The sequence below is a fragment of the Pseudomonas sp. 9.2(2024) genome (assembly GCF_039695385.1).
Lineage (GTDB): Bacteria > Pseudomonadota > Gammaproteobacteria > Pseudomonadales > Pseudomonadaceae > Aquipseudomonas > Aquipseudomonas paraglycinae.
In genome coordinates, this window is the sequence record NZ_CP155585.1 from 838,623 (window position 1) to 863,326 (window position 24,704).

The window sequence follows — 24,704 nt, forward strand, 5'->3', positions numbered from 1 at the left end:
TACTGATCAGGCAATCAACGCGCCTCCAGGCTGCAGTGTGAGCATGCAGGCTCATGCGGTAGACATATGTACGACAGTGCGCAGCAAGCACGGCGGTATGATGGTTTTTCGAGGGCCAGACAATTCAGGTTTGGCTGACTGACCTGCGCGTTCGATACGGTTCGCGTAGCACTCCGTTATCAGTGCAACCCAATCTCAAGGATGAGAGTTTCATGGCTGACAAATCACCCAGGATCAAACCTGGCTCCAGCAAAATAAATGACTCTGCTGCCGATGGTTCTCATCGTGTGCCCAGAGGGGATTCTCCCCTCTCAGCCCTGCCGCATCGCCCGGATCCGCGACCGTCTCTTTTCCTGCCGGATCCTGTCACGACGGCGCAGATAACCAATCCCAGGCCGAGCGTGGAGCTTTTCGCGATCAATGAAGTAGCGGGAGTTGCCTCGCCCACTTCTTTCGCGGACTACCGGGTGCCCGCCCGAAAAAATCTCGGCGAGGTCGATGCGCAGGGCGTTCGGGAGTTCAAGCAGCGCCAGTATGTGGCTGTTTCCGACGATCATTTCGTACAAGTGGTTCGGGATACCGAAAGCGGCCTTTTTCGCGCGACGGTCGCCAGAGAACTCAAGGCTTCCGGTCCGCTGATGGAGCCGGACGCCGAGGGCAGGTACTGGCACCCTATAGCATCAGGGAACCCGTTGGATCGAGGCGATGCCCCGTCGGGGCTGGCGCGCAATGTAGATGAGCGTCTGGCAGCGTTGTTTCCGACCATGGCCCAGGATGCTCGGACTTCCATGCACCGCGAGCGATTGACGGGTGATCCGCTGCTGGCAGTGGCCCGGCTGGAAGCGGAATACTTCACTCTGTTGAAGGATCTTGGCGCGTGGGCCGGGCAGGTGCCGTCCCGGCACCCGGTCACGGGGTTGCCCCTGACAAGTACCGAGATTGGCGTGCAGAGAACAAGCCGAGAGCGTTTTGCACAGGAACTTCAGGACAATTGGTCCCGGAAGGCAACCAGCGCCAATCCGTATTCGCCATCGACGCTGGATTACGATCTCGATGTACTTGGCAGCCTGCCTCGTTTGTCGGCGGATTTCAGCCATGTTCGCGAGTTGAGTCTGACCAGCACTGCCCCGTTGGAAGACAGCGCCTTTCTCGCGAGTTTTCCGGGTGTGCGGTATCTCACCCTGTCGGGCTTTGCCCTGAAATCGTTTCCCGTTGAGGTTTACCAGATGAGGGAACTGGTGACGCTGACCTTGGACAACTGTGACATACGGCTCACCGAAGCCAGCGTCGAAGGCCTCGCCCACATTGAACAACTGACGCTGCTGGACTTGAGCAACAACCCGCTCGGGCTGTCGCCCGACCTCAGATTCATGAGGCGCCTGGACAGTCTTTATCTCTCGGATACGGGGCTGAACGAGGTGCCTGTCGGGCTATTTGAAAGCGAAAGCCTGGCATTTGCCGATCTGCGCAATAACGAAATTGAACACTTGCCAGACGAACTTTTTGAGGTGCCGGATATTCAACAGGTCAATTTTAACTTTCGAAACAATCCGCTGGATGAGGCCACTCTGCAGCGAGTCAGTGCCTATATCGAGGCCGCTGGCCTGGATAGGAGAGTCCTGATTCAAGTTGATGGAGAAAACCAGATACAACCGCAGATTTTAGACTTCGAAGGTGAGGACAGTGGTGTGGAGAGTTCGTGAGTGAGGGCATCACGTACTTTCATCGAGATGCTGGCGCAACGCCCACTCCACATGTTCTCTAACCAACTCTGACGGATGATCCCGTCGCGCCTTCAATGCTTCCAGCACCGGAATCGTTGAAGGCGCGTTGCCCAATCCCACCGCCAGATTGCGCAGCCAACGCTCGTAACCCGCGCGGCGCAACGGCGAACCCTCGGTGCTGCTGAGGAATTTGTCTTCATCCCACAAGAACAGCTCGGCCAGTTCGGCATTGTCCAGATTGTGCCGTGGCTTGAAATCGCTTTCGCCGGACGGGCGGGCGAAGCGGTTCCACGGGCAGCAGATCTGGCAATCGTCGCAGCCGAACACCCGGTTGCCGATCAGCGGTCGCAGGTCTTCGGGGATGGCGTTTTTCAGTTCGATGGTCAGGTAGGAAATGCAGCGTCGCGCGTCCAGCACATACGGGCCGACGAAGGCGTTGGTCGGGCAGATGTCGAGGCACGCGGTGCAGCGTCCGCAGTGTTCGGTGCTGTGGGGTTCATCCACCGGCAGGGGCAGGTCGACGAACAGCTCACTGAGAAAGAAGTAACTGCCGGCCTTGCGGTTCAGCACCAGGGTGTTTTTACCGATCCAGCCCAGCCCGGCCTGTTCGGCGATGGCCTTTTCCAGCACCGGCGCACTGTCGACGAAGGCGCGGAAGCCGAACGGGCCGATCTCGGATTGAATCCTGTCCGCCAGTTGTTGAACGCGTTTACGGATCAACTTGTGATAATCGCGGCCCAAGGCATAACGCGAGATGTAGGCCTTTTCCGGTTTTGCCAGCAATTGCGCCATTTGCGTGTCGCCCGGCAGGTAGTCCATGCGCAGTGAGACTACGCGCAAGGTGCCCGGCACCAGCTCTTCGGGGTGCGAGCGTTTGCTGCCGTGGGCGCCCATGTAATCCATTTCGCCGTGGTAGCCGGCCTCGAGCCAGCGTTGCAGGTGCTGCTCATGCTCGGCCAGATCCAGACCGCTGATGCCGACTTGCTGGAAGCCCAGCTCGCGGCCCCAGTCCTTGATGGATTGGGCGAGGGCAGGCAGATCTGTGGTGATGGCGGACATGAGGCGAGAGAAACCGGAGCTGAGGTGCGTATAATTCTGCCAGACATCGGAGCCCGAAGACGCATGCCGCACACTAAAGATCAATTACCCGACGCGCTGTACCGTGCCGCGCAGGTGCGCGAACTCGACGCACGGCTGATCGCCGCCGGCACGCCGGGCTTCGAATTGATGCAGCGTGCCGCCCATGCCACCTGGCGCGCACTGGTACGCCAATGGCCGGCCGCGAATGAATTGACGGTGCTGGCCGGGCACGGCAACAACGCCGGCGATGGTTATCTGGTGGCGGCGCTGGCCCACCGTGCGGGTTGGCAGGTTCAGGTACTGGCTGTCGGCGACCCGCAACGTTTGAAGGGCGATGCCGCCGTGGCGCACGCCGAAGCCGTGGCCGACAGCGTCTCGATTGCCCCGTGGGATGTGTCCTGCGAGTTGCGCGGCATCGTTGTTGACGCGTTGCTCGGCACCGGCCTGAGCGGCGAGGTGCGTGAGCCCTATGCCGCTGCGATTGCGGCGATCAATGCCAGCGGACTGCCGGTGGTAGCGGTCGATATCCCTTCCGGATTGTGCGCCGATACCGGTCATGCGCTGGGTGATGCGGTGCGCGCAGACCTCACCGTGACTTTCATCGGCCTGAAGCTCGGGCTGTTCACGGGCGCGGCGGCGGATCACGTCGGCGAACTGCTGTTTAACGATCTGCAGGCCTTGGCCGAAAACTTCAGTGACATCCCTGCCGCCGCTCAACGGCTCAACGCGGTTAACCTGCCGCGTCTGGCGGCCCGTGCGCCGGCTGCGCACAAGGGGCGTTTCGGCCATGTGCTGCTGATCGGCGGCGATCACGGCTTTGGCGGGGCAATTCTGTTGAGCACCGAAAGTGCTTTGCGCAGTGGCGCCGGTATGGTGTCACTTGCGACCCGTCCGGAACATGTGCCGGCGGCGTTGAGCCAGGTGCCGGAAGCCATGGCGCTGGGCACCTCTTCAGCCAATCAGTTGATGGGGCTACTGGAAAAAGTGTCCGTGCTGGTGGTCGGGCCGGGGCTTGGGCAGGCGAGTTGGGGGCGGGCGCTGCTGTCGGCTGCTGCCAATGCCTCGCTGCCGCAGGTGTGGGATGCCGATGCACTGAACCTGCTGGCCTCCGGTTTTGTCAGTCTGCCCAAGGATTGCGTGATCACGCCGCATCCGGGTGAGGCGGCGCGGCTGCTGGGGATCAGCACTGCCGAGGTGCAGGCCGATCGTCCGACGGCGGCGCTGGCGTTGAGCGAAAAATATACAGCGGTGGTGGTGCTCAAAGGCGCAGGCAGTCTGATTGCTCATCCCGATGGTCGTCTGGCGCTGTGTCATCAAGGCCATCCGGCCATGGCTACTGCCGGTCTTGGCGATGTATTGGCCGGTCTGGTCGGCGCGCTGCTTGCCCAAGGTATGAATGCGTTCGACGCGGCGTGTCTGGCGGTCTGGCTGCACGCCAACGCTGGGGCGCAACAAGGTAAATTCGGCCGTGGGCTGGCGGCCAGTGATCTGATTCCAGCCATTCGTCAGTTGTTGGAGGAGCATGCACCGTGTCTGAAGTAACCCTGTACCTGGCCGATGAACAGGCCATGAGCGACTTTGGCGCACGCATCGCCCGTATCACCCAGGGCCATGGTCTGATCTTTCTCGAAGGCAACCTCGGGATGGGCAAAACCACGCTGTCGCGGGGCATCATTCGCGGTCTGGGGCACGTGGGGGCGGTGAAAAGTCCGACCTTCACGTTGGTCGAGCCCTACGAGATCGGTGACGTCCGGGCGTTTCACTTCGACCTGTATCGCCTGGTCGATCCGGAAGAGCTGGAGTTTCTCGGGATTCGCGACTATTTCGAAGACGACGCCCTGTGCCTGATCGAATGGCCCGATAAAGGTGCAGGCTTTTTGCCAAAGCCTGACCTGACCATTACCATTAGCCCGCAAGACAGCGGACGTTCGCTGACCATTTTATCCCAGGGCTCGCGCGGCGAGGCCTGGTGTGCCGCTTTGGCATTGGAAACCAATTGAATGATGGGGTTAGGTATGCGCTTTCGCGCGTTGGTGGCTGCCGCTGGACTGATGTTGATGGCAGTAACCGTCAACGCTGTGGCCGAGACGAAGGTCAACAGCGTGCGCCTGTGGCGGGCGCCGGACAACACGCGACTGGTGTTCGACCTGACAGGCCCGGTGCAACACAGCGTCTTCACGCTGACCGCGCCGGATCGTCTGGTGATCGACATCAACGGCGCCACCCTCGGCGCGCCGCTGAATGTGCAGACCGCCAATACGCCGATCACCGCCATGCGCTCGGCCCAACGTACGCCGACCGACCTGCGGGTGGTCATCGACCTGAAAAAAGCCGTCACCCCGAAAAGCTTCTCGCTGGCGCCGAATGCGCAATATGGCAACCGTCTGGTGGTCGATCTGTTCGACAACCCGGCTGACGCCGCACCACCGCCGACACCTGCGCCGACCCCAACGGTTGCGACCGTGCCTGCGGTGCCGGTCACCCCGGCCGAGCCTGCGATCAAACTGCCACCGGCCCCGGCCGGCAAGCGCGACATCATTGTGGTGATCGACGCCGGCCACGGTGGCGAAGACCCGGGTGCGTCCGGTTCTCGCGGTCAGCGCGAGAAAGACGTGGTACTGCAGATCGCCCGCGAGTTGCAGCGTCAGGTCAACGGCATGAAAGGCTTCCGCGCCGAACTGACCCGTACCGGCGACTACTTCATCCCGCTGCGCGGCCGTACCGAGATTGCTCGCAAGAAGGGCGCCGACCTGTTCGTCTCGATCCACGCCGACGCCGCGCCGTCTGCTGCGGCCTTCGGTGCGTCGGTGTTCGCCCTGTCCGATCGTGGCGCCACTTCGGAAACCGCCCGTTGGCTGGCCGACAGCGAAAACCGATCCGACCTGATCGGCGGTGCCGGCAACGTTAGTCTCGATGACAAGGACCGGATGCTGGCCGGCGTTCTGCTCGACCTGTCGATGACCGCCTCGCTGACCTCCAGCCTCAACGTCGGCCAGAAAGTCCTGACCAACATTGGCCGGGTCACCCCGCTGCACAAACAGCGCGTGGAACAGGCCGGGTTCATGGTGCTGAAGTCGCCGGACATCCCGTCGATTCTGGTGGAAACCGGCTTCATCTCCAACGCCAACGAAGCAAACAAACTCTCGGCAGCGAGCCACCAGCAGGCGCTGGCGCGTTCGATCAGCAGCGGCGTGCGTCAGTTCTTCCAGCAGAATCCGCCACCGGGCACTTACATCGCCTGGCTGCGTGATTCGGGCAAGATTGCTCAGGGGCCGCGTGATCACCGGGTAGGTCCGGGTGAAACCGTGGCGATGATTGCCGTGCGTTACCAGATTTCGCCGGCCACGTTGCGCAGCGCCAACAATCTGAAAAGCGATGATCTGAAAGTCGGTCAGCACCTGACCATTCCCGGCACCGAACTGGCGTCCAAAGAATGAATCAGGTCCTGAACGCTGCGCGCATCGAACTGCTCAGCCCGCGGCTGGCGAACCAGATCGCCGCCGGTGAGGTGGTCGAACGCCCGGCCTCGGTGATCAAGGAGCTGCTGGAAAACAGCCTCGACTCCGGCGCCAAACGTATCGACGTCGATGTTGAACAGGGCGGCGTCAAACTGCTGCGTGTGCGTGACGACGGCAGCGGTATTTCCGCCGATGACCTGCCGCTGGCCCTGGCGCGTCACGCCACCAGCAAGATCCGCAACCTGGAAGACCTTGAGCAAGTAATGAGCCTGGGTTTCCGGGGCGAGGCTTTGGCATCGATCAGCTCCGTGGCACGTCTGACCCTGACCTCGCGCACCCGAGATGCCGATCAGGCCTGGCAGGTCGAGACCGAAGGCCGTGACATGGCGCCCCGCGTGCAGCCGGCGGCGCACCCGGTCGGCACGTCGGTGGAAGTCCGTGACCTGTTCTTCAACACCCCGGCGCGACGCAAATTCCTCAAGACTGAAAAAACCGAATTCGATCACCTGCAAGAAGTGATCAAGCGTTTGGCGCTGGCGCGTTTCGACGTGGCGTTCCATCTGCGTCACAACGGCAAGACCATCCTCAGCCTGCACGAAGCCCACGATGACGCGGCGCGCGCACGGCGTGTGGCGGCGATCTGCGGTTCGGGCTTCCTTGAGCAGGCGTTGCCGATCGAGATCGAGCGCAATGGCCTGCATTTGTGGGGTTGGGTCGGTCTGCCGACCTTCAACCGCAGTCAGGCGGACTTGCAGTATTTCTTCGTCAACGGCCGTGCGGTGCGCGACAAACTGGTGGCCCACGCGGTGCGTCAGGCTTATCGCGATGTGCTGTTCAATGGCCGGCACCCGACGTTCGCGCTGTTTTTCGAGGTCGACCCGGCAGCAGTAGACGTCAACGTACACCCGACCAAACACGAAGTGCGCTTCCGTGACGGGCGCATGGTGCATGACTTCCTTTATGGCACCTTGCACCGTGCCCTCGGCGATGTGCGGCCGGAAGATCAGCTTGCCGGTTCGGTCACCACCGCGATCGTCCGGCCAACCGGCCTTGAAGCCGGTGAGTTCGGTCCGCAGGGCGAAATGCGTCTGGCGGCCAATGCGCTGCTGGAGCAACCGCAGGCGCAACCGGCGTTCAATACCTCGTCGGGTGCCAGCGCTGGCGGGGCTTATCAGTATCAATACACGCCGCGTCCGCAATCGAGCGTGCCGGTAGCCGAGGCCCAGGCCGCGTACCGCGAGTTTTTTGCGCCGCTGCCCGAGGCCAACACCAATGCATTGCCAGCCGGTCAGGAAGACATTCCGCCGCTGGGCTATGCGCTGGCGCAGCTCAAGGGCATCTACATTCTGTCCGAGAACGCCCAAGGCCTGGTTTTGGTGGACATGCACGCCGCTCACGAGCGGATCATGTACGAGCGTCTGAAGATCGCCATGGCCAGCGAAGGCCTGAGCGGCCAACCGCTGCTGGTGCCGGAATCGCTGGCGGTCAGTCAGCGCGAGGCCGATTGCGCCGAAGAACATGCGGCATGGTTCCAGCGCCTCGGTTTTGAATTGCAGCGCCTTGGACCGGAAACCCTGGCCATCCGGCAGATCCCGGCCCTGCTCAAGCAGGCCGAAGCCAACCGTCTGGTGGGCGATGTACTGTCGGACTTGATGGAATACGGCACCAGCGACCGGATCCAGGCGCATCTGAATGAATTGCTCGGCACCATGGCCTGTCACGGCGCGATCCGCGCCAACCGGCGCCTGGCCCTGCCGGAAATGAACGGCCTGCTGCGCGACATGGAAAATACCGAGCGCAGCGGTCAATGCAACCATGGCCGACCGACCTGGACCCAACTGGGCCTGGACGATCTGGACAAACTGTTCCTGCGCGGTCGTTGATGAGCCAGCTTCCTCCAGCGATTTTCCTGATGGGCCCGACCGCTGCGGGCAAGACCGATCTGGCCATCGAGCTGACCAAGGTACTGCCGTGCGAGCTGATCAGCGTCGATTCGGCGCTGGTCTATCGCGGCATGGACATCGGCACCGCCAAACCGTCCAAAGAACTGCTGGCCGAGTTTCCGCACCGGTTGATCGACATTCTCGACCCGGCCGAAGCCTATTCGGCAGCGGATTTCCGCCGCGATGCGCTCCAGGCCATGGCCGAGATCACCGCACGCGGAAAAATTCCGCTGCTGGTGGGCGGCACGATGCTCTATTACAAGGCTTTGATCGAAGGTCTGGCGGACATGCCGGCGGCCGATCCCGAGGTTCGCGCGCAAATCGAAGAAGAGGCTGCACGCCTTGGCTGGCAGGCCCTGCACGATCAACTGGCGGTCATCGATCCGGAGTCTGCGGCACGCATTCATCCGAACGATCCACAACGACTGAGTCGTGCGCTGGAAGTTTACCGGGTCAGCGGTCAGAGCATGACTGAACTGCGGCTGAAACAATCTGTACAAAGTACCGAAGCGGCCGCATCGGGACTGCAACAATTGCCCTATACTGTCGCGAACCTGGCGATTGCTCCAACTAATCGGCAGGTACTGCACGAGCGCATTAAACAAAGATTCACAAATATGCTGGAACAGGGATTCATCGACGAGGTCGTAGCCCTGCGTAATAGAAGTGACCTGCATGCCGGGTTGCCGTCTATACGTGCGGTAGGCTACCGCCAGGTCTGGGACTTCCTGGATGGCAAGCTGACGTCGGCCGAGATGCAGGAGCGGGGCATCATCGCCACGCGCCAATTGGCCAAACGCCAGTTCACCTGGCTGCGCAGCTGGAAAGATTTACACTGGCTCGACAGTCTGGATTGCGACAATCTGCCACGCGCCTTGAAATACCTTGGGACGATCTCCATATTGAGCTGAGTCCTTGCAATTGCCGTCTATCCTTGGGGGTGTGGCGGCAAAAGCCATCTGTTTACCTATTTTTTATATTGAATCCTTAAAGGAGTGCGGCACATGTCAAAAGGGCATTCGCTACAAGACCCTTACTTGAATACTTTACGTAAAGAGAAAGTGGGGGTTTCCATCTACCTGGTGAACGGGATCAAACTGCAAGGCACGATCGAGTCGTTCGACCAGTTCGTTATCCTGCTGAAGAACACCGTCAGCCAGATGGTTTACAAACACGCTATCTCTACAGTCGTGCCGGTTCGTCCAATTCGTCTGCCAAGCGCAACCGAATCCGAAGCAGGTGACGCTGAGCCAGGTAACGCCTGATAGGAGTCTCCTTTGTTCTTTGAGCGCCACGGTGGTGGTGAACGAGTCATCCTCGTTCACTTGGATGGACAGGACCCTGAGGCGCGCGAAGATCCGCAGGAGTTTCAGGAACTGGCAAATTCGGCTGGCGCCGAGACCGTTGCGTTTTTTAACGTGCCGCGTCATCGGCCAACCGCCAAATACCTGATTGGCAGCGGCAAGGTCGAGGAACTGCGCGACCTGGTCCACGCCGAAGAAGCCGATCTGGTGATCTTCAATCACGTCCTCACGCCCAGTCAGGAACGTAACCTCGAACGTGTTTTCGAGTGTCGCGTGATCGACCGTACCGGTCTGATTCTCGATATTTTCGCCCAACGCGCCCGTACCCATGAGGGCAAGCTCCAGGTAGAACTGGCCCAGCTTGACCACATGAGCACCCGGCTGGTTCGCGGCTGGACTCACCTTGAGCGTCAAGGTGGTGGTATCGGCATGCGCGGCCCGGGTGAAACCCAGCTCGAAACCGACCGGCGACTGCTGCGGGTTCGCCTGCGCCAGATCAAGGGCCGTCTGGAAAAAGTGCGCAGCCAGCGCGAACAGTCGCGTCGTGGCCGCTCGCGTGCGGATATCCCTACCGTGTCTCTGGTGGGATACACCAACGCCGGCAAGTCCACGCTGTTCAATAACGTGACCAAGTCCGACGTGTACGCGGCTGACCAGCTGTTCGCCACGCTCGACCCGACCCTGCGCCGTCTGGATCTGGACGACCTGGGGCCGATTGTCCTGGCCGACACCGTGGGTTTCATCCGCCACTTGCCACACAAACTGGTCGAGGCATTTCGGTCTACGCTCGAAGAGTCGAGCAACTCCGATCTGCTGCTGCACGTGATCGATGCGGCCGAACCGGATCGCATGTTGCAGATCGAGCAGGTGATGGTGGTGCTGGGCGAGATCGGTGCCCAGGACTTGCCGATCCTCGAGGTCTATAACAAACTCGATTTGCTTGAAGGCGTTGAGCCACAAATCCAGCGCGATGAAAACGGCAAGCCCCAGCGGGTCTGGCTGTCGGCGCGTGATGGCACCGGTCTGGAATTGCTCGAGCAGGCGATTGCCGAGTTGTTGGGCAGCGACCTGTTCGTGGGAACCCTGCGCCTGCCTCAGCGGTTCGCGCGTCTGCGTGCGCAGTTCTTCGAACTGGGCGCGGTACAGAAAGAAGAACACGACGAAGAAGGGGTCAGCTTGCTGGCCGTTCGATTGCCACGCTCGGAGCTCAATCGACTGGTGAGTCGTGAAGGCGTTGTGCCGACGGAGTTCATCGAGCAACACACTTTGCAATAAAAGCCTGGCAAAGCGGTTGTGCCGCAACGGCAGGCATTCTGTAGCATTGGTCGGCGCGCCGTGGGTGCGTCTTTGCTTTATCAGATGGAGAGCGCTATGGCTTGGAATGAGCCGGGTGGCAACTCGAACAATCAGGATCCTTGGGGTGGCAAGCGTCGCAACAACGGCGACCGCAAGGGGCCGCCGGATCTCGACGAGGCCTTCCGAAAGCTGCAGGAAAGCCTGAACGGGTTGTTCGGTGGTGGAAAAAAACGCGGTGATGACGGTGGTGGCTCGGGCAAGAGCGGCGGCTTCGGCGGCCTGCTCGGCATCGGCCTTGTCGTGCTGGCGGCCGTCTGGCTGTATAGCGCGGTATATGTCGTGGACGAGCAGGAGCAAGCCGTGGTGCTGCGCTTCGGCAAGTACTACGAGACTGTCGGTCCCGGCCTGAACATCTACTTCCCGCCGATCGACAAGAAGTACATGGAGAACGTCACGCGTGAGCGTGCCTACACCAAGCAGGGCCAGATGCTGACCGAAGACGAGAACATCGTCGAAGTGCCGCTGACCGTGCAGTACAAGATCAGCAACCTGCAGGACTTCGTGCTGAACGTCGACCAGCCGGAAATCAGCCTGCAACATGCGACCGACAGTGCGCTGCGCCATGTGGTGGGTTCCACCGCGATGGACCAGGTGCTGACCGAAGGTCGTGAGCTGATGGCCAGCGAGATCAAGGAGCGTCTGCAACGCTTCCTCGATACCTATCGCACCGGTATCACCGTCACCCAGGTCAACGTACAGAGCGCAGCGGCACCGCGTGAAGTGCAGGAAGCTTTCGATGACGTGATCCGCGCCCGTGAAGACGAGCAGCGTTCGCGCAACCAGGCTGAAACCTACGCCAACGGCGTGGTGCCGGAAGCCCGTGGTCAGGCCCAGCGCATCCTCGAAGATGCCAACGGTTACCGTGACGAAACGGTCTCGCGGGCCAAGGGTGAGGCGGATCGCTTCACCAAGCTGGTTGCCGAGTATCGCAAGGCGCCCGAGGTCACTCGTCAGCGTCTATATCTGGACACCATGCAGGAAGTCTTCAGCAGCACCAGCAAGGTTCTCGTGACCGGCAACAAGAACGGCCAGAGCAACCTGCTTTACCTGCCGCTGGACAAGATGATTCAGAACAGTTCGGGCAGCAATGCACCGGTCACCGGTTCGGCTGCCGCCAGCAACAACACGGACGTCACGCCGCATGTCACTGACGTGCCGCAGTCGCGCACAAGGGAGACCCGCTGATGAGCAATAAATCGCTGATCGCCCTGATCGTTGGCGTTGTCGTGGTACTGGTTGGCTGGAACTGCTTCTACATCGTTGCTCAGACCGAGCGCGCGGTGTTGCTGCAATTCGGTCGCGTGGTTCAGGCTGACGTTCAGCCGGGTCTGCATGTGAAGGTTCCTTACGTTAACCAGGTGCGTAAATTCGACGCGCGTCTGATGACGCTGGATGCACCGACACAACGCTTCCTGACGCTGGAAAAGAAAGCCGTGATGGTCGATGCCTACGCCAAGTGGCGCGTGAAGGATGCCGAGCGCTTCTACACCGCAACGTCCGGCCTCAAGCAAATCGCCGACGAGCGTCTGTCCCGTCGCCTGGAATCGGGCCTGCGTGACCAGTTTGGTAAACGCACCCTGCACGAAGTGGTATCCGGTGAGCGCGATGCGCTGATGGCCGATATCACCGCGTCGCTGAACAAGATGGCGGAGAAAGAGCTGGGTATCGAAGTGGTCGATGTCCGGGTCAAGGCCATCGATCTGCCGAAAGAAGTGAACCGCAGCGTGTTCGAACGTATGAGCACCGAGCGTGAGCGTGAAGCTCGCGAGCACCGCGCCAAGGGTAACGAGCTGGCCGAAGGCATCCGTGCCGACGCCGATCGTCAACGCCGCGTGCTGCTGGCTGAAGCCTATCGTGAATCCGAAGAGATTCGCGGTGACGGTGACGCCCAGGCCGCTGCGATCTACTCCAAGGCCTACGGCCAGGATCAGGAGTTCTACGGTTTCTACCGTAGCCTGCGTGCCTACCGTGAAAGCTTCGCGAACAAATCCGACGTCCTGGTCCTCGACCCAAGCAGCGACTTCTTCCGTTACCTGGAAAAGTCCAAGCCTTGATACGACGTTGACCTGAATCATTCCGCCCGGCGGCTAAAACCTCGGGCGGGGTGATCCTTTGGGAAAACGTGTGTATGATGCGGCAGCCGGGAAATTCCCGGCTTTTTTGCGTCTGCACGTTTGATTGCTGTTTTTGTTGCAGAAGATCGGGTTGAATGGCCCGACAGTTTTTCGAGGAAAGTGATGGGCGAAGCCGGTAACAGGCCTTTCGCCGCGTCGTTCATGCGCGTGCGTTTTGAACGGGCCGGTCATTTTCTGCTTCACTCAAGGCTCGCCCTCGGGCTGGCCGCCCGGATCTAAGGGGAATGGCGTAATGGCAACGGTAGACCGCTGGCTGCTGCCAGATGGCATCGAAGAAGTACTGCCACCGGAAGCGGCGCGCATTGAAGTCGCGCGTCGTCAGGTGTTGGATCTGTTCCAGAGCTGGGGTTACGAGTTTGTCGTGACTCCCCATATCGAGTACCTGGAATCCCTGCTGACCGGCGCGGGCCAGGACCTGGATCTGCGTACCTTCAAGGTCATCGACCCGCAATCGGGCCGGCAGATGGGATTCCGTGCCGACATCACGCCGCAAGTGGCGCGCATCGATGCGCACACCCTGCGTCGCGAAGGCCCGAGCCGTCTGTGCTACGCCGGCAGCGTGCTGCATGCCCAGCCGCGTGCCTTGTCGTCCTCGCGCAGCCCGATCCAGCTGGGTGCCGAGTTGTACGGCGATGCCAGCCCGAGCAGCGATGTCGAAGTCATCAGCCTGATGCTGGCCATGCTGCAGCTGGCCGACGTGCCGGACGTGCACATGGACCTCGGGCATGTCGGCATCTACCGCGGTCTGGCCCAGGCGGCCGGTCTGTCGGGTGAGGTCGAGCAGCAGTTGTTCGACGCGTTGCAACGCAAGGCCATCGACGAGGTCATTACCCTGACCGAAGGCCTGCCGGCCGATCTGTCCGGCATGTTACGCGCGCTGGTCGACCTGTGCGGCGGCCGTGAAGTACTGAGCGCTGCCCGCGAGCGTCTGGCCAATGCGCCGGCGCCGGTACTGGCGGCACTGGAAGACTTGCTGGCGATCGCCGAGCGTCTGTCGGCGCGCTTCCCTGAGCTGCCGCTGTACTTCGATCTGGGCGAGTTGCGCGGTTACCACTACCACACCGGTGTGGTGTTCGCGGTGTTCGTGCCGGGCGTTGGCCAGTCCATCGCTCAGGGCGGTCGTTACGACGACATCGGCGCCGACTTCGGTCGCGCCCGTCCGGCCACCGGCTTCTCCACCGATTTGAAAACCCTGGTGACCCTGGGGCGTGCTGAGATCGAGCTACCGTCTGGCGGTATCTGGATGCCTGACAGTACGGATGCGGCACTCTGGCAGCAGGTTTGCCAGTTGCGCAGTGAGGGTCAGCGTGTCGTTCAGGCATTGCCTGGACAACCTTTGGCCGCCGCCCGTGATGCGGACTGCGACCGGCAATTGATCCAGCAGAACGGGCTTTGGCAAGTATCGCCACTGGCTTCTTGAGTTTTCCTGCCGGCTGAAGCCGGCACCAAGTTTGCGCGAATGAGGACAAGTGTTATGGGTAAGAATGTCGTAGTCCTGGGCACCCAATGGGGTGATGAGGGCAAAGGCAAGATCGTTGATCTGCTGACCGAACATGCTGCCGCCGTAGTGCGCTACCAGGGTGGCCACAACGCCGGTCACACTCTGGTGATCGATGGTGAAAAAACCGTCTTGCACCTGATCCCGTCGGGCGTGCTGCGCGAAGGCGTGCAGTGCCTGATCGGCAACGGCGTGGTGGTTGCACCCGACGCCCTGCTGCGCGAGATCACCAAGCTGGAAGAGAAAGGCGTACCGGTGCGCGAGCGCCTGCGCATCAGCCCTTCCTGCCCGTTGATCCTGTCCTTCCACGTGGCACTGGACCAGGCCCGTGAAAAGGCCCGCGGCGAGCTGAAGATCGGTACGACCGGTCGCGGCATCGGCCCGGCTTACGAAGACAAGGTTGCACGTCGCGGCCTGCGTGTTGGCGATCTGCTCAACATGCCGCGCTTTGAAGACAAGCTGCGTGAACTGGTGGACTACCACAACTTCATGCTGGTCGGTTACTACAAAGAGCCTGCCATCGAGTTCGAAAAGACTCTGGCCGAGTGCAAGGAATACGCCGAGCTGCTCAAGCCGCTGATGCTGGACGTGACTGCCGAGCTGCACGACCTGCGTCGCGCCGGCAAAGACATCATGTTCGAAGGCGCCCAAGGTTCGTTGCTCGACATCGACCACGGTACCTACCCGTACGTGACCAGCTCCAACACCACCGCCGGTGGCGTGGCGACCGGTTCGGGTGTTGGCCCGATGTTCCTGGACTACATCCTGGGCATCACCAAGGCTTACACCACTCGCGTAGGTTCGGGTCCATTCCCGACTGAGCTGTTCGACGAAGTCGGCGCGCACCTGGCCAAGCAAGGTCACGAGTTCGGCGCTACCACCGGCCGTGCCCGTCGTTGCGGCTGGTTCGACGCCGTTATCCTGCGTCGCGCTATCGATGTGAACAGCATCTCGGGCATCTGCCTGACCAAGCTGGACGTACTTGACGGCCTGGAAACCATCAACATCTGCACCGGCTACAAAGATGCACAAGGCAACGCCGTTGCTCCAACTGACGCTGACAGCTACGTAGGCCTGCAGCCTGTGTACGAAGAAGTGCCGGGCTGGACCGAATCGACCGTGGGTGCCAAAACCCTGGAAGAGCTGCCGGCCAACGCTCGTGCCTACATCAAACGCGTTGAAGAGTTGATCGGCGCGCCGATCGACATTATTTCGACGGGTCCGGATCGCAACGAAACCATCGTTCTGCGCCATCCGTTCGCTTGATAAGTCGTTGATGTAAAAACACAAAGGCCCCTTCATCGGGGCCTTTGTCGTTTATGCCTGTTGGACGGCATGACCTTTGCTGTGATTCTGTCTACAAGAGTGCCATCAAATTAATGGCGTCAGAAGTAGAGGGATTCAAAGTGTCAGCCGTTCTCTCACTGTTACAAAGCCGTCTGTTGCGGCCTGTGTTCGTTACCCTTGGTATCGCCCTTTTGGTGCAAGTGCTGGTGGCCGTCGCCCTGACGCGGAGCACCGTCACCGCGCTGGAAGCCGATCTCGGCTCTCGTCTGGGCGCCGACAGCCAGAAGTTGTCCGGTGAACTGGAGCAGGCCGGGCGCGAAGTCACGTCGAGCCTCGACAACCTCTCCTCGAGTACCCGTCAGCGTCTTACCGCCGGTCTTTCCTCGCGTCTGAAGGAAGAGCAGGCGCAACTGCGTGCGACTCTGGAAAAAGACCTGAAGGATTCGGCCAATGACATGGCCCAGTTGCTGGCCTCGGTGGCGCCTCGCGCCATGTGGGACAGCGACGTGCCGACCTTGTCCGAGTTCGCCCGCCGGGCCCAGCGCAATCCCAACGTGCTGTTCGTGGTGTATGACGACGCCACCGGCCAGCATCTGACCCGCTACCTCAACCGCGAAAACCCGATCAACAAGGCCCTTTTGGAAAAAGGCCAGGGTGAGCGGGCGCTGGATAAAGTGCTGGATGCGGCGAAGAACGATCCGTCGGTCTACTACCTCGAAGCCTCGATCAACCCCAATGGCGTGGAAATCGGCAAGGTGCTGATGGGTGTCTCGACTGCTTCGGTCGAAACCGATCTGGCGGCGCTCGATCAGCGCTTCACGGCGTTGATTGCCAGCAGCGATCAACTGGTCGGTGACAGCCTCAAAGGCGCTGCTGCCGACAGCGCCACCGCCATGCGCGCGCGCCTGCAATCGGCGCAATCCACGGCTGCTGAAATGAAGGCCAACACCACCAGTACAGTGCAGGACGCAGCAGCAACTCTGCGCTGGCGTATCGGCATGGGCCTGGCGCTGGTCGGTGCCGGGGTGCTGTTGCTGCTGGCGGTGGTGCTCGGTCATCGAGTGGTCAATCGCCTGAAGATGCTCAACGCCGCCATGGATGATCTGGCAGCAGGTGAGGGCGATCTGACCAAACGCGTGCAGATCAACAGCAAGGACGAAATCGGCGACATGGCGTCGGCGGTCAACCGCTTTGTGGACAAGTTGCAGCCGATCGTGCGCGAGGCCGGGGATGTGGCTCAGCGTACCGGTGTGGAAATCGGTGCGATGACCTTGCGCAATGCCGGTGCCGATGCGGCGGCCGGGATGCAGCGTGATGAAGTGGCCGAAAGTCTGCGGGCCCTGTCGCAAATGGCCGATGAAGCTCAATCGGAAAGCCATGCGATGCAGGCTGCGTTGAAGCAGGTGGTGGATATTCGCCAGGCCACCGACGAGAACACTCGCACTTCGGCCAAGGTCGGCAGCCTGATCGAGGCGCTGGCGGGGCAGGTCGATACCGGGGCGAAAGTCATCGAGCGGCTGGCGCAGCAGAGCGAGCAGATCGAAGTGGTGCTGACCGTGATTCACGGCATCGCCGAGCAGACCAACCTGCTGGCGCTCAACGCGGCCATCGAAGCGGCCCGGGCCGGCGAGACCGGTCGCGGGTTTGCAGTGGTGGCGGATGAAGTCCGCGCGTTGGCGAGCAAGACCCAAAGCTCCACGGGCGACATTCAGGCGCATATCGTGGCGCTGCAGCAGGGTGCCCGTGAGGCGGTCGAGGCGATCGGTCAGGCCGGGCGTCAGGCCAGCGAAGGTTTGCTGGTGCTGCGTGACAGCGCACGGTTGCAGCAATCGGTGCAGGCGTCGGTCGAGCAGGTGCATGCGGCGATTGGCCTGGCAACTCAGGCAGCGGCCCATCAGGCGCAGGGCGCGCAGGCCGTGCGTGGGCGGGTCGAGACGATTCATGCCCAGGCAGAGAAAGCTGCGCAGGCGGTGGTCGAGACCACGGCCAGCGGCAAGGTGCTGGATGGTCTGGCGGCGCAGCTCAAGGCGAGTCTGGGGCAGTTCCGGGCCTGATCTCGCGGGCAAAAAAAATCGCAGCCTCGGCTGCGATTTTTCTATCGGCTTAAATACATCCGGGTCGTCAGCAGATACACCGGCAATCCCGACACCACAATCAACAACGCCGCATAGGGCGCTGCGGCTGCGAACTCGACATTCGCGGTGTGCGCCCAGACTTCGGTCGCTAATGTGTTGAGCCCCGTCGGACTCAACAGCAGTGTCGCCGTCAGTTCTTTCATGGCATCCAGAAACACCAGAGCGAACGCCGCACCCAGTGCCGGGAAGATGATCGGCAGGGTCACTCGACAGAACGCCGTGAATGAAGAAGCGCCCAGAGTGCGGGCGGCTTCTTCGAGTTGCGGAGCCGCCTTGTTCAACGCCGTGCGGATCGGCGCCTGAGCGAGCGGCAGAAACAGCAGCGCATAAGCGATCAGCAACAGCGCGGAGGTCTGGTACAGCGCCGGCACGTAATGCAGGGCGAAATACACCAGCGTCAGGGCGATCACCAATCCCGGCAGGGCGTGCAGCAGATAGGGCAGGCGCTCGGCCCAGATCGCCAGCTGACCTTTATAGCGCACCACCAGCAGTCCGACCGGTACCGCCAGCACCAGACACAATCCCGCGCCACCCAGCGATAGTGCCAGTGACGACAGCAATGCTTCGGTGATTGCTGCCACCGGGAAGGCTGCTGACGACCCCACGGCGAGCCAGTAGGCCAGCATGCCCAGCGGAATCCCGCTGCCGACAATCGCCAGCATCAGGCAATACAGCTGACCGGCAATCGCCCAAGGCCCGAGTCGCACTTGTTCAGCCCGACGCGCCGCGCCCTGGCCAGTGCGCACATGACGGCCCTTGCCGCGCACGCGCAACTCCAGCCACAACAGCATCAGGCACAGCGCCAGCAACACTGCCGACAGCATTGCCGCGTTGGCATTGCTGAATTCCAGTTCGAATTGCTGATAGATCGCGGTGGTGAAGGTTTGCAGGCCGATGATCGACAGTGCGCCGAATTCCACCAGCATGTGCAATGCGATCAGCAATGAGCCGGCCAGCAGCGAAGGCCAGAGCAGGGGCAGGGTGACGCGGAAAAACACGCCCCAGCGATTCTGGCCCAGCGTCCGTGCCGATTCTTCAAGGGAGGGATCAAGATTGCGCAGTGTGGCGGCCACCGGCAGAAAGATCAGCGGGTACTTCGACAGGCTCATCACCAGGATTGCCCCGCCGAGGCCTTCGAACTGCGCGCTGAGCGAAACCCAGGTGAAGCTGCTGACAAATGCCGGCACCGCGAACGGCAGGCAAAGAATCACGCCCCACAGCCGTCGGCCCGGCAGATTGCTGCGCTCCAGCAACCACGCCAGTGACAGGCCGATCACGCCACAGGTCACGGTTACGCCAACCATCAGCGCCAGCGTGTTGCGCAGCAGGCTGAACACATACGGGCGCCACAGCAAGTGCAGCGCCTCGGACCAGCCTGCTTGCCAGGCTTTGAGCCCGACATAGGCCAGCGGCAACAGGCTCATGACCACCAGCAACAACACCGGCAGCACCAGCCAGATCGACGGCCGCTTGCGCCGTGGCACGTAACCCCCGCGTGTAGCGGGGGCGGATAACGATGCGGTCATCAGTTCAGGCCAACTTCGCGTTCCAGCTCCAAAGCTTCTTCGGCATTACCGAGATCGGCCGGCGTGACGTCCGGCGCTTCCAGTTCACTGAAAGGTTTGAGGCCGCGATCCGATTCCATGCCTTTATGCAGCGGGTATTCGGCGGTGGTCTGGGTGATCACGCGCTGGCCTTCTTCGCTGGCCATGTAGGCGAGGAATTGCTGGGCTTCTTTTGGATGTTTGCTGGATTTCAGCACGGCTGCGCTGGACACGGTGATCAGGCCGCCAACGTCACCGCCGGTGAAGTAATGCAGTTTCGAATCAAGCTGGCCTTTTTCCCGTTGCAGGGCGAACCAGTAATAGTTGTTCACCAGCACGGTGGCGACTTCGCCGTTTTCCACAGCCTTGAGGGCGACCATGTTGTTGCTGTAGGTCTTGCCGAAGGCGCGCAGACCGGTCAGCCATTCTTCGGCGGCTTCGCGGCCGTGTTTCTTGATGATGGCGACAGCCTGTTCCTGGAACGCGCCGCTGGTCGGTACGAAACCGACCTTGCCTTGCCACTGCGGGTCGGCGAAATCCAGTACCGATTTCGGCAAATCCTTTTCATCGACCAGTTTCGGGTTGAAGGCCACTACACGAACCCTGGCGGTGACGCCGATCCAGGTGCCGTTACCGGCGACGTATTCTTTCGGCAGAACGGCGAGGGTCGCGTCGTCGGCCTTGGCCAGCAGGCCTTGCTCGCCGAGGTTGTTCAGCGGCGGGGATTCTTCGGTGTAGATGACGTCGGCGGGGGAGCGGTCGCCTTCTTCGATGATCTGGCTGGCCAGCTGATTGCTGCTGCCCTTGCGGACATTGACGTGAATGCCGGTCTTGGCTTCGAAGGCTTTGGCGATCGCGTCGCCGACTTCCTTGTGTTGACCGTTATAGAGAGTCAGGGAAACCGCGTCGGCAGCCTGGGTGAGGGGGGTGGCGAGTGCCAGGCCGAGCAGGGTGAAGGTCAAGCCGCGGCGCAGGGTATTTCGAAACATCATTCGCAGGGTTCCTCACTGTCGCATTGCAAAAACTTGCAACAATGATAAACGATATTGTTTCTCAAGTGCGCCTTGCGGGGAGGGGGTTGGTCTGGTAGGCGTTGGGGCTCAGACTTTTCCAGACCCCGGAAACGCAAAAACCCGCTTTCGCGGGTTTTTGTGAGATTCAAGATCGTGACCTTGAATTTGAATTGGTGCCCAGAAGAAGACTCGAACTTCCACGACCGTAAGGTCACCAGCACCTGAAGCTGGCGTGTCTACCAATTTCACCATCTGGGCTTCATCTTCAGCGTTGCCGCTGTTGATGTGGCGCACTATACGGAGCGCCTTTTGATCTGTAAACCCCTGATTTGATTTTAATAAATCATTTTCAGAAAAAAGGCGGGGCGCAGAATGCAAAAAACCCGCTTCCGCGGGTTTTTGTGTGAGTCTTGAAACTGATCTAGTCTCAAACTCGAAATTGGTGCCCAGGAGAAGACTCGAACTTCCACGACCGTAAGGTCACCAGCACCTGAAGCTGGCGTGTCTACCAATTTCACCACCTGGGCATCTCGTCAACGTGTGTACGTCGTCGATGGCGCGCACTATACGGAGCGCCTTTTTAACTGTAAACCCCTGCCAGCAAAAAAAATGATTTTTTTTACCAGCGGTGTTCAAAACGCCCTCCAAGCGTCGATACAAGGCTCCAGACGCGCCTTATATAGTCGGAAATTTCCCGTTTGATGGCGCCTATGCCAAACTAACCCGCATATAGACAAGGTGAAAACTCTCTAATGGCCGATTGGCAGTCCCTCGATCCCGAGGCCGCTCGTGAAGCGGAAAAATATGAAAACCCTATTCCCAGCCGCGAACTGATCCTTCAGCACCTTGCTGATCGGGGTTCGCCTGCTGCCCGCGAGCAACTGGTCGAAGAGTTTGGTCTGACCACAGAAGACCAGATCGAAGCCCTGCGCCGCCGCCTGCGCGCCATGGAGCGCGACGCTCAACTGATCTACACCCGCCGTGGCACGTATGCGCCGGTGGACAAGCTCGACCTGATCCTCGGCCGCATCAGCGGTCACCGCGACGGTTTCGGCTTCCTGGTGCCGGATGACGGCTCCGACGACCTGTTCATGAGTCCGGCGCAAATGCGTCTGGTGTTCGATGGCGACCGTGCCCTGGCCCGTGTGTCCGGCCTGGACCGTCGCGGTCGTCGCGAAGGCGTGATCGTCGAAGTGGTGTCCCGTGCCCACGAGAGCATCGTCGGCCGTTACTTCGAAGAAGGCGGTATCGGCTTCGTCGTTGCGGACAACCCGAAGATCCAGCAGGAAGTGCTGGTCACCCCGGGCCGCAACGCCAACGCCCAGATCGGTCAGTTCGTCGAGGTGAAAATCACCCACTGGCCGACCCCGCGCTTCCAGCCGCAAGGTGACGTGATCGAAGTCGTCGGCAACTACATGGCGCCGGGCATGGAAATCGATGTCGCCCTGCGTACCTACGACATTCCCCACGTCTGGCCTGAAGCCGTTCTGAAGGAAGCCGGCAAGCTCAAGCCGGAAGTTGAAGAGAAAGATAAAGAGAAGCGCGTCGACCTGCGCCATCTGCCGTTCGTCACCATCGACGGCGAAGATGCCCGCGACTTCGACGACGCGGTCTACTGCGAAGCCAAACCAGGCAAACTGCGCCTGTTCTCCGGCGGCTGGAAGTTGTACGTGGCGATTGCCGACGTTTCCAGCTACGTGAAGATCGGTTCGGCTCTGGACAATGAAGCCCAGGTGCGCGGCAACTCGGTGTACTTCCCCGAGCGCGTGGTGCCGATGCTGCCGGAGCAGCTCTCCAACGGCCTGTGCTCGCTGAATCCACATGTCGATCGTCTGGCCATGGTTTGCGAGATGACCATCTCCAAGTCCGGCGAAATGACCGACTACTGCTTCTATGAAGCGGTGATCCATTCCCACGCTCGTCTGACCTACAACAAGGTCAGCGCGATGCTGGAAACGCCGAAGGCTACCGAAGGTCGCAAGCTGCGCGGTGAATACACCGACGTCTTGCCGCACCTCAAACAGCTCTACGCGCTGTACAAGGTATTGCTGGCTGCCCGTCACGTGCGTGGCGCGATCGATTTCGAAACGCAGGAAACCCGGATCATCTTCGGTTCCGAGCGCAAGATTGCCGAAATCCGTCCGACCACCCGTAACGATGCACACAAGCTGATCGAGGAATGCATGCTGGCGGCCAACGTGGCCACCGCCGAATTCCTGAAGAAGCACGAAATCCCTGCGCTGTACCGCGTCCACGATGGCCCGCCACCGGAGCGTCTGGAAAAACTGCGCGCGTTCCTCGGTGAGCTCGGTCTGTCCCTGCACAAAGGCAAGGATGGTCCATCGCCGAAGGACTATCAGGCCCTGTTGGCCAGCATCAAGGACCGCCCGGATTTCCACCTGATCCAGACCGTGATGCTGCGCTCCCTGAGCCAAGCGGTGTACAGCGCCCAGAACGAAGGCCACTTCGGCCTGAATTACGAAGCCTATACCCACTTCACCTCGCCGATCCGTCGTTACCCGGACCTGCTCACGCACCGGGCGATCCGCAGCGTGATCCATTCGAAACAGGATACTCCGCACGTTCGTCGTGCCGGGGCGATGACCATTCCGAAGGCGCGCATCTATCCGTACGACGAAGCAGCGCTGGAGCAACTCGGCGAGCAGTGCTCGATGAGCGAGCGCCGTGCCGATGAAGCGACCCGCGACGTAGTGAACTGGCTCAAGTGCGAGTTCATGAAAGACCGCGTGGGCGAATCGTTCCCGGGCGTGATCACCGCCGTGACCGGTTTCGGCCTGTTCGTCGAGCTGACCGATATCTACGTCGAAGGTCTGGTGCACGTTACGGCGCTGCCGGGCGACTACTACCACTTCGACCCTGTGCATCACCGCCTGGCGGGCGAGCGCACCGGTCGCAGCTTCCGTCTTGGCGATACCGTTGAAGTGCGCGTGATGCGCGTCGATCTCGACGAGCGCAAGATAGACTTCGAGATGGCTGAAAAAACCATCAGCGCGCCGATCGGCCGCAAGAAGCGTGGCGCCGAAACGACTGCTCCTGCAGCCAAGGTTGTGGAAGAAAAAGCTCCGGCAAAATCCACCAGCCGTCGTCCGGCCAAGGAAAAGGTTGCCGAGGCTTATCGCCCGAGCGACGCCGTGGCGAAAAACGCCGAGCTGCGCAAAAGCCGTGAAATGAAGAAGGCCTTGCTGGCCGACGCCAAAAACGGTGGTAAAGCGGCGTCCGGGGGAAAGACCGGACGGTCGGCGCCTGAAAAGGCCTCCGGCGGCAAGCCAGCCAAACCGAGCAAACACCGTAAAGGCCCGCCGAAAGCGGGTTCCGCTCCAGCCAAAAGTGGCGGGGCGCGTAAACCGAAGGCGAAGTCATGAGTCAGTTGGAAAAAATCTACGGCGTTCACGCGGTAGAAGCGTTGCTGCGTCACCACCCTAAACGCGTCAAGCAGATCTGGCTGGCTGAAAGCCGCAACGATCCGCGCGTGCAGACGCTGATCGAGCTGGCCAACGAAAACCGGGTTCAGATCGGTCAGGCCGAGCGCCGTGAAATGGATGCCTGGGTCGAAGGCGTGCACCAGGGCGTGGTGGCGGACGTCAGTCCGAGCCAGGTCTGGGGCGAAGCGATGCTCGACGAGCTGCTCGATCGCACCGAAGGCGCACCGCTGTTGCTGGTGCTCGACGGCGTGACCGACCCGCACAACCTTGGCGCCTGCCTGCGTTCGGCGGATGCTGCCGGTGCGCTGGCGGTCATCGTGCCAAAAGACAAGTCGGCCACCCTGACCCCTGTGGTGCGTAAAGTGGCTTGCGGCGCGGCGGAAGTGATTCCGCTGGTGGCCGTCACCAACCTTGCGCGCACCCTGGAAAAGCTTCAGCAGCGTGGGTTGTGGATTGTCGGCACGGCGGGTGAGGCCGAGGTCAGCATCTATGACCAGGACCTGACCGGCCCGACCATCCTGATCATGGGCGCAGAAGGCAAAGGCATGCGTCGCCTGACCCGCGAGCATTGCGATTACCTGGTACACCTGCCGATGGCTGGTAGCGTCAGCAGTCTCAACGTCTCGGTTGCGACCGGCGTGTGCCTGTTCGAAGCCCAGCGCCAACGCGGTGCGAAGGCCAAGGCAGCTGCCAAAAAAGCTTAAGCATCACGCCTTTCAAAATGTGGGAGCGAGCCTGCTCGCGAAGCGGAGTTACATTCAGCATCATTGTTGGATGTTAAGCC

At 61.0% G+C, this 24,704-nt stretch carries 18 protein-coding genes and 2 tRNA genes; 15 read left to right on the forward strand and 5 right to left on the reverse strand.

Translation table 11 applies throughout. From position 1 onward, the window contains the following. Positions 1 to 212: 212 nt before the first annotated feature. Positions 213 to 1,703, forward strand: coding sequence for a leucine-rich repeat domain-containing protein (locus tag ABFB52_RS03705; protein WP_085746502.1), 1,491 nt, complete (start codon positions 213 to 215; stop codon positions 1,701 to 1,703). A 9-nt stretch (positions 1,704 to 1,712) separates the two neighbouring features. On the opposite strand, the gene queG is transcribed toward ABFB52_RS03705, so the two are convergent. Next, on the reverse strand, positions 1,713 to 2,783 hold the full coding sequence (gene queG / locus ABFB52_RS03710; protein ID WP_085746503.1) for a tRNA epoxyqueuosine(34) reductase QueG: 1,071 nt from the start codon (positions 2,781 to 2,783) through the stop codon (positions 1,713 to 1,715). 63 nt (positions 2,784 to 2,846) lie between these two features. Between queG and ABFB52_RS03715 the strand changes: the two genes are divergently transcribed. The 12 genes from ABFB52_RS03715 to ABFB52_RS03770 all read left to right on the forward strand — a co-directional run bounded on the left by ABFB52_RS03715 (position 2,847) and on the right by ABFB52_RS03770 (position 17,839). Further along, positions 2,847 to 4,346 (forward strand): NAD(P)H-hydrate dehydratase, encoded by a 1,500-nt coding sequence (locus tag ABFB52_RS03715; protein ID WP_129972333.1) that lies wholly within the window; start codon positions 2,847 to 2,849, stop codon positions 4,344 to 4,346. After that, positions 4,334 to 4,804 carry a tRNA (adenosine(37)-N6)-threonylcarbamoyltransferase complex ATPase subunit type 1 TsaE gene (gene tsaE, locus ABFB52_RS03720; RefSeq protein WP_007950729.1) on the forward strand — a complete coding sequence of 157 codons (471 nt, stop codon included), beginning with the start codon at positions 4,334 to 4,336 and terminating at the stop codon, positions 4,802 to 4,804. The genes ABFB52_RS03715 and tsaE overlap by 13 nt, the downstream gene beginning before the upstream one ends. Next, positions 4,805 to 6,241, forward strand: coding sequence for an N-acetylmuramoyl-L-alanine amidase (locus ABFB52_RS03725; protein WP_085746505.1), 1,437 nt, complete (start codon positions 4,805 to 4,807; stop codon positions 6,239 to 6,241). After that, entirely contained in the window at positions 6,238 to 8,145 is a 1,908-nt protein-coding gene (gene mutL, locus ABFB52_RS03730; protein WP_129972334.1) for a DNA mismatch repair endonuclease MutL, read from the forward strand. The genes ABFB52_RS03725 and mutL overlap by 4 nt, the downstream gene beginning before the upstream one ends. Then, positions 8,145 to 9,116 (forward strand): tRNA (adenosine(37)-N6)-dimethylallyltransferase MiaA, encoded by a 972-nt coding sequence (gene miaA, locus ABFB52_RS03735; RefSeq protein WP_085746507.1) that lies wholly within the window; start codon positions 8,145 to 8,147, stop codon positions 9,114 to 9,116. Before mutL ends, miaA begins: the two co-directional genes overlap by 1 nt. A gap of 93 nt (positions 9,117 to 9,209) precedes the next feature. Further along, the gene (hfq, locus tag ABFB52_RS03740) at positions 9,210 to 9,470 is read left to right on the forward strand and encodes an RNA chaperone Hfq (protein ID WP_007902656.1); all 261 of its coding nucleotides are present in this window, start codon (positions 9,210 to 9,212) and stop codon (positions 9,468 to 9,470) included. A 12-nt stretch (positions 9,471 to 9,482) separates the two neighbouring features. Beyond that, positions 9,483 to 10,784 carry a ribosome rescue GTPase HflX gene (gene hflX / locus ABFB52_RS03745; protein WP_007950725.1) on the forward strand — a complete coding sequence of 434 codons (1,302 nt, stop codon included), beginning with the start codon at positions 9,483 to 9,485 and terminating at the stop codon, positions 10,782 to 10,784. A gap of 96 nt (positions 10,785 to 10,880) precedes the next feature. Then, positions 10,881 to 12,050, forward strand: a complete 1,170-nt coding sequence (gene hflK, locus ABFB52_RS03750) for an FtsH protease activity modulator HflK (protein ID WP_039766653.1) — start codon at positions 10,881 to 10,883, stop codon at positions 12,048 to 12,050. After that, complete coding sequence (gene hflC, locus ABFB52_RS03755; RefSeq protein ID WP_007950723.1) at positions 12,050 to 12,919, forward strand: protease modulator HflC; 870 nt, start codon at positions 12,050 to 12,052, stop codon at positions 12,917 to 12,919. Before hflK ends, hflC begins: the two co-directional genes overlap by 1 nt. A 313-nt stretch (positions 12,920 to 13,232) precedes the next feature. Next, the gene (locus tag ABFB52_RS03760; RefSeq protein WP_085746509.1) at positions 13,233 to 14,420 is read left to right on the forward strand and encodes an ATP phosphoribosyltransferase regulatory subunit; all 1,188 of its coding nucleotides are present in this window, start codon (positions 13,233 to 13,235) and stop codon (positions 14,418 to 14,420) included. A 54-nt stretch (positions 14,421 to 14,474) separates the two neighbouring features. Beyond that, complete coding sequence (locus ABFB52_RS03765; RefSeq protein ID WP_085711159.1) at positions 14,475 to 15,764, forward strand: adenylosuccinate synthase; 1,290 nt, start codon at positions 14,475 to 14,477, stop codon at positions 15,762 to 15,764. A 140-nt stretch (positions 15,765 to 15,904) separates the two neighbouring features. Next, positions 15,905 to 17,839, forward strand: a complete 1,935-nt coding sequence (locus ABFB52_RS03770) for a methyl-accepting chemotaxis protein (protein ID WP_102686853.1) — start codon at positions 15,905 to 15,907, stop codon at positions 17,837 to 17,839. 41 nt (positions 17,840 to 17,880) lie between these two features. On the opposite strand, the gene ABFB52_RS03775 is transcribed toward ABFB52_RS03770, so the two are convergent. The 4 genes from ABFB52_RS03775 to ABFB52_RS03790 all read right to left on the reverse strand — a co-directional run bounded on the left by ABFB52_RS03775 (position 17,881) and on the right by ABFB52_RS03790 (position 21,004). After that, complete coding sequence (locus ABFB52_RS03775) at positions 17,881 to 19,446, reverse strand: iron ABC transporter permease (RefSeq protein WP_085746510.1); 1,566 nt, start codon at positions 19,444 to 19,446, stop codon at positions 17,881 to 17,883. After that, the gene (locus ABFB52_RS03780) at positions 19,446 to 20,456 is read right to left on the reverse strand and encodes an extracellular solute-binding protein (protein WP_085746511.1); all 1,011 of its coding nucleotides are present in this window, start codon (positions 20,454 to 20,456) and stop codon (positions 19,446 to 19,448) included. Before ABFB52_RS03780 ends, ABFB52_RS03775 begins: the two co-directional genes overlap by 1 nt. A gap of 192 nt (positions 20,457 to 20,648) precedes the next feature. After that, positions 20,649 to 20,735: transfer RNA gene (locus tag ABFB52_RS03785), tRNA-Leu, on the reverse strand. A 182-nt stretch (positions 20,736 to 20,917) separates the two neighbouring features. Beyond that, positions 20,918 to 21,004, reverse strand: a tRNA-Leu gene (locus ABFB52_RS03790). Between the two features lie 225 nt (positions 21,005 to 21,229). On the opposite strand from ABFB52_RS03790, the gene rnr reads away from it, so the two are divergent. Then, on the forward strand, positions 21,230 to 23,860 hold the full coding sequence (gene rnr, locus ABFB52_RS03795) for a ribonuclease R (protein WP_102716970.1): 2,631 nt from the start codon (positions 21,230 to 21,232) through the stop codon (positions 23,858 to 23,860). Further along, on the forward strand, positions 23,857 to 24,624 hold the full coding sequence (gene rlmB, locus ABFB52_RS03800; RefSeq protein ID WP_007950704.1) for a 23S rRNA (guanosine(2251)-2'-O)-methyltransferase RlmB: 768 nt from the start codon (positions 23,857 to 23,859) through the stop codon (positions 24,622 to 24,624). Before rnr ends, rlmB begins: the two co-directional genes overlap by 4 nt. The last annotated feature ends 80 nt before the right edge of the window (positions 24,625 to 24,704 follow it).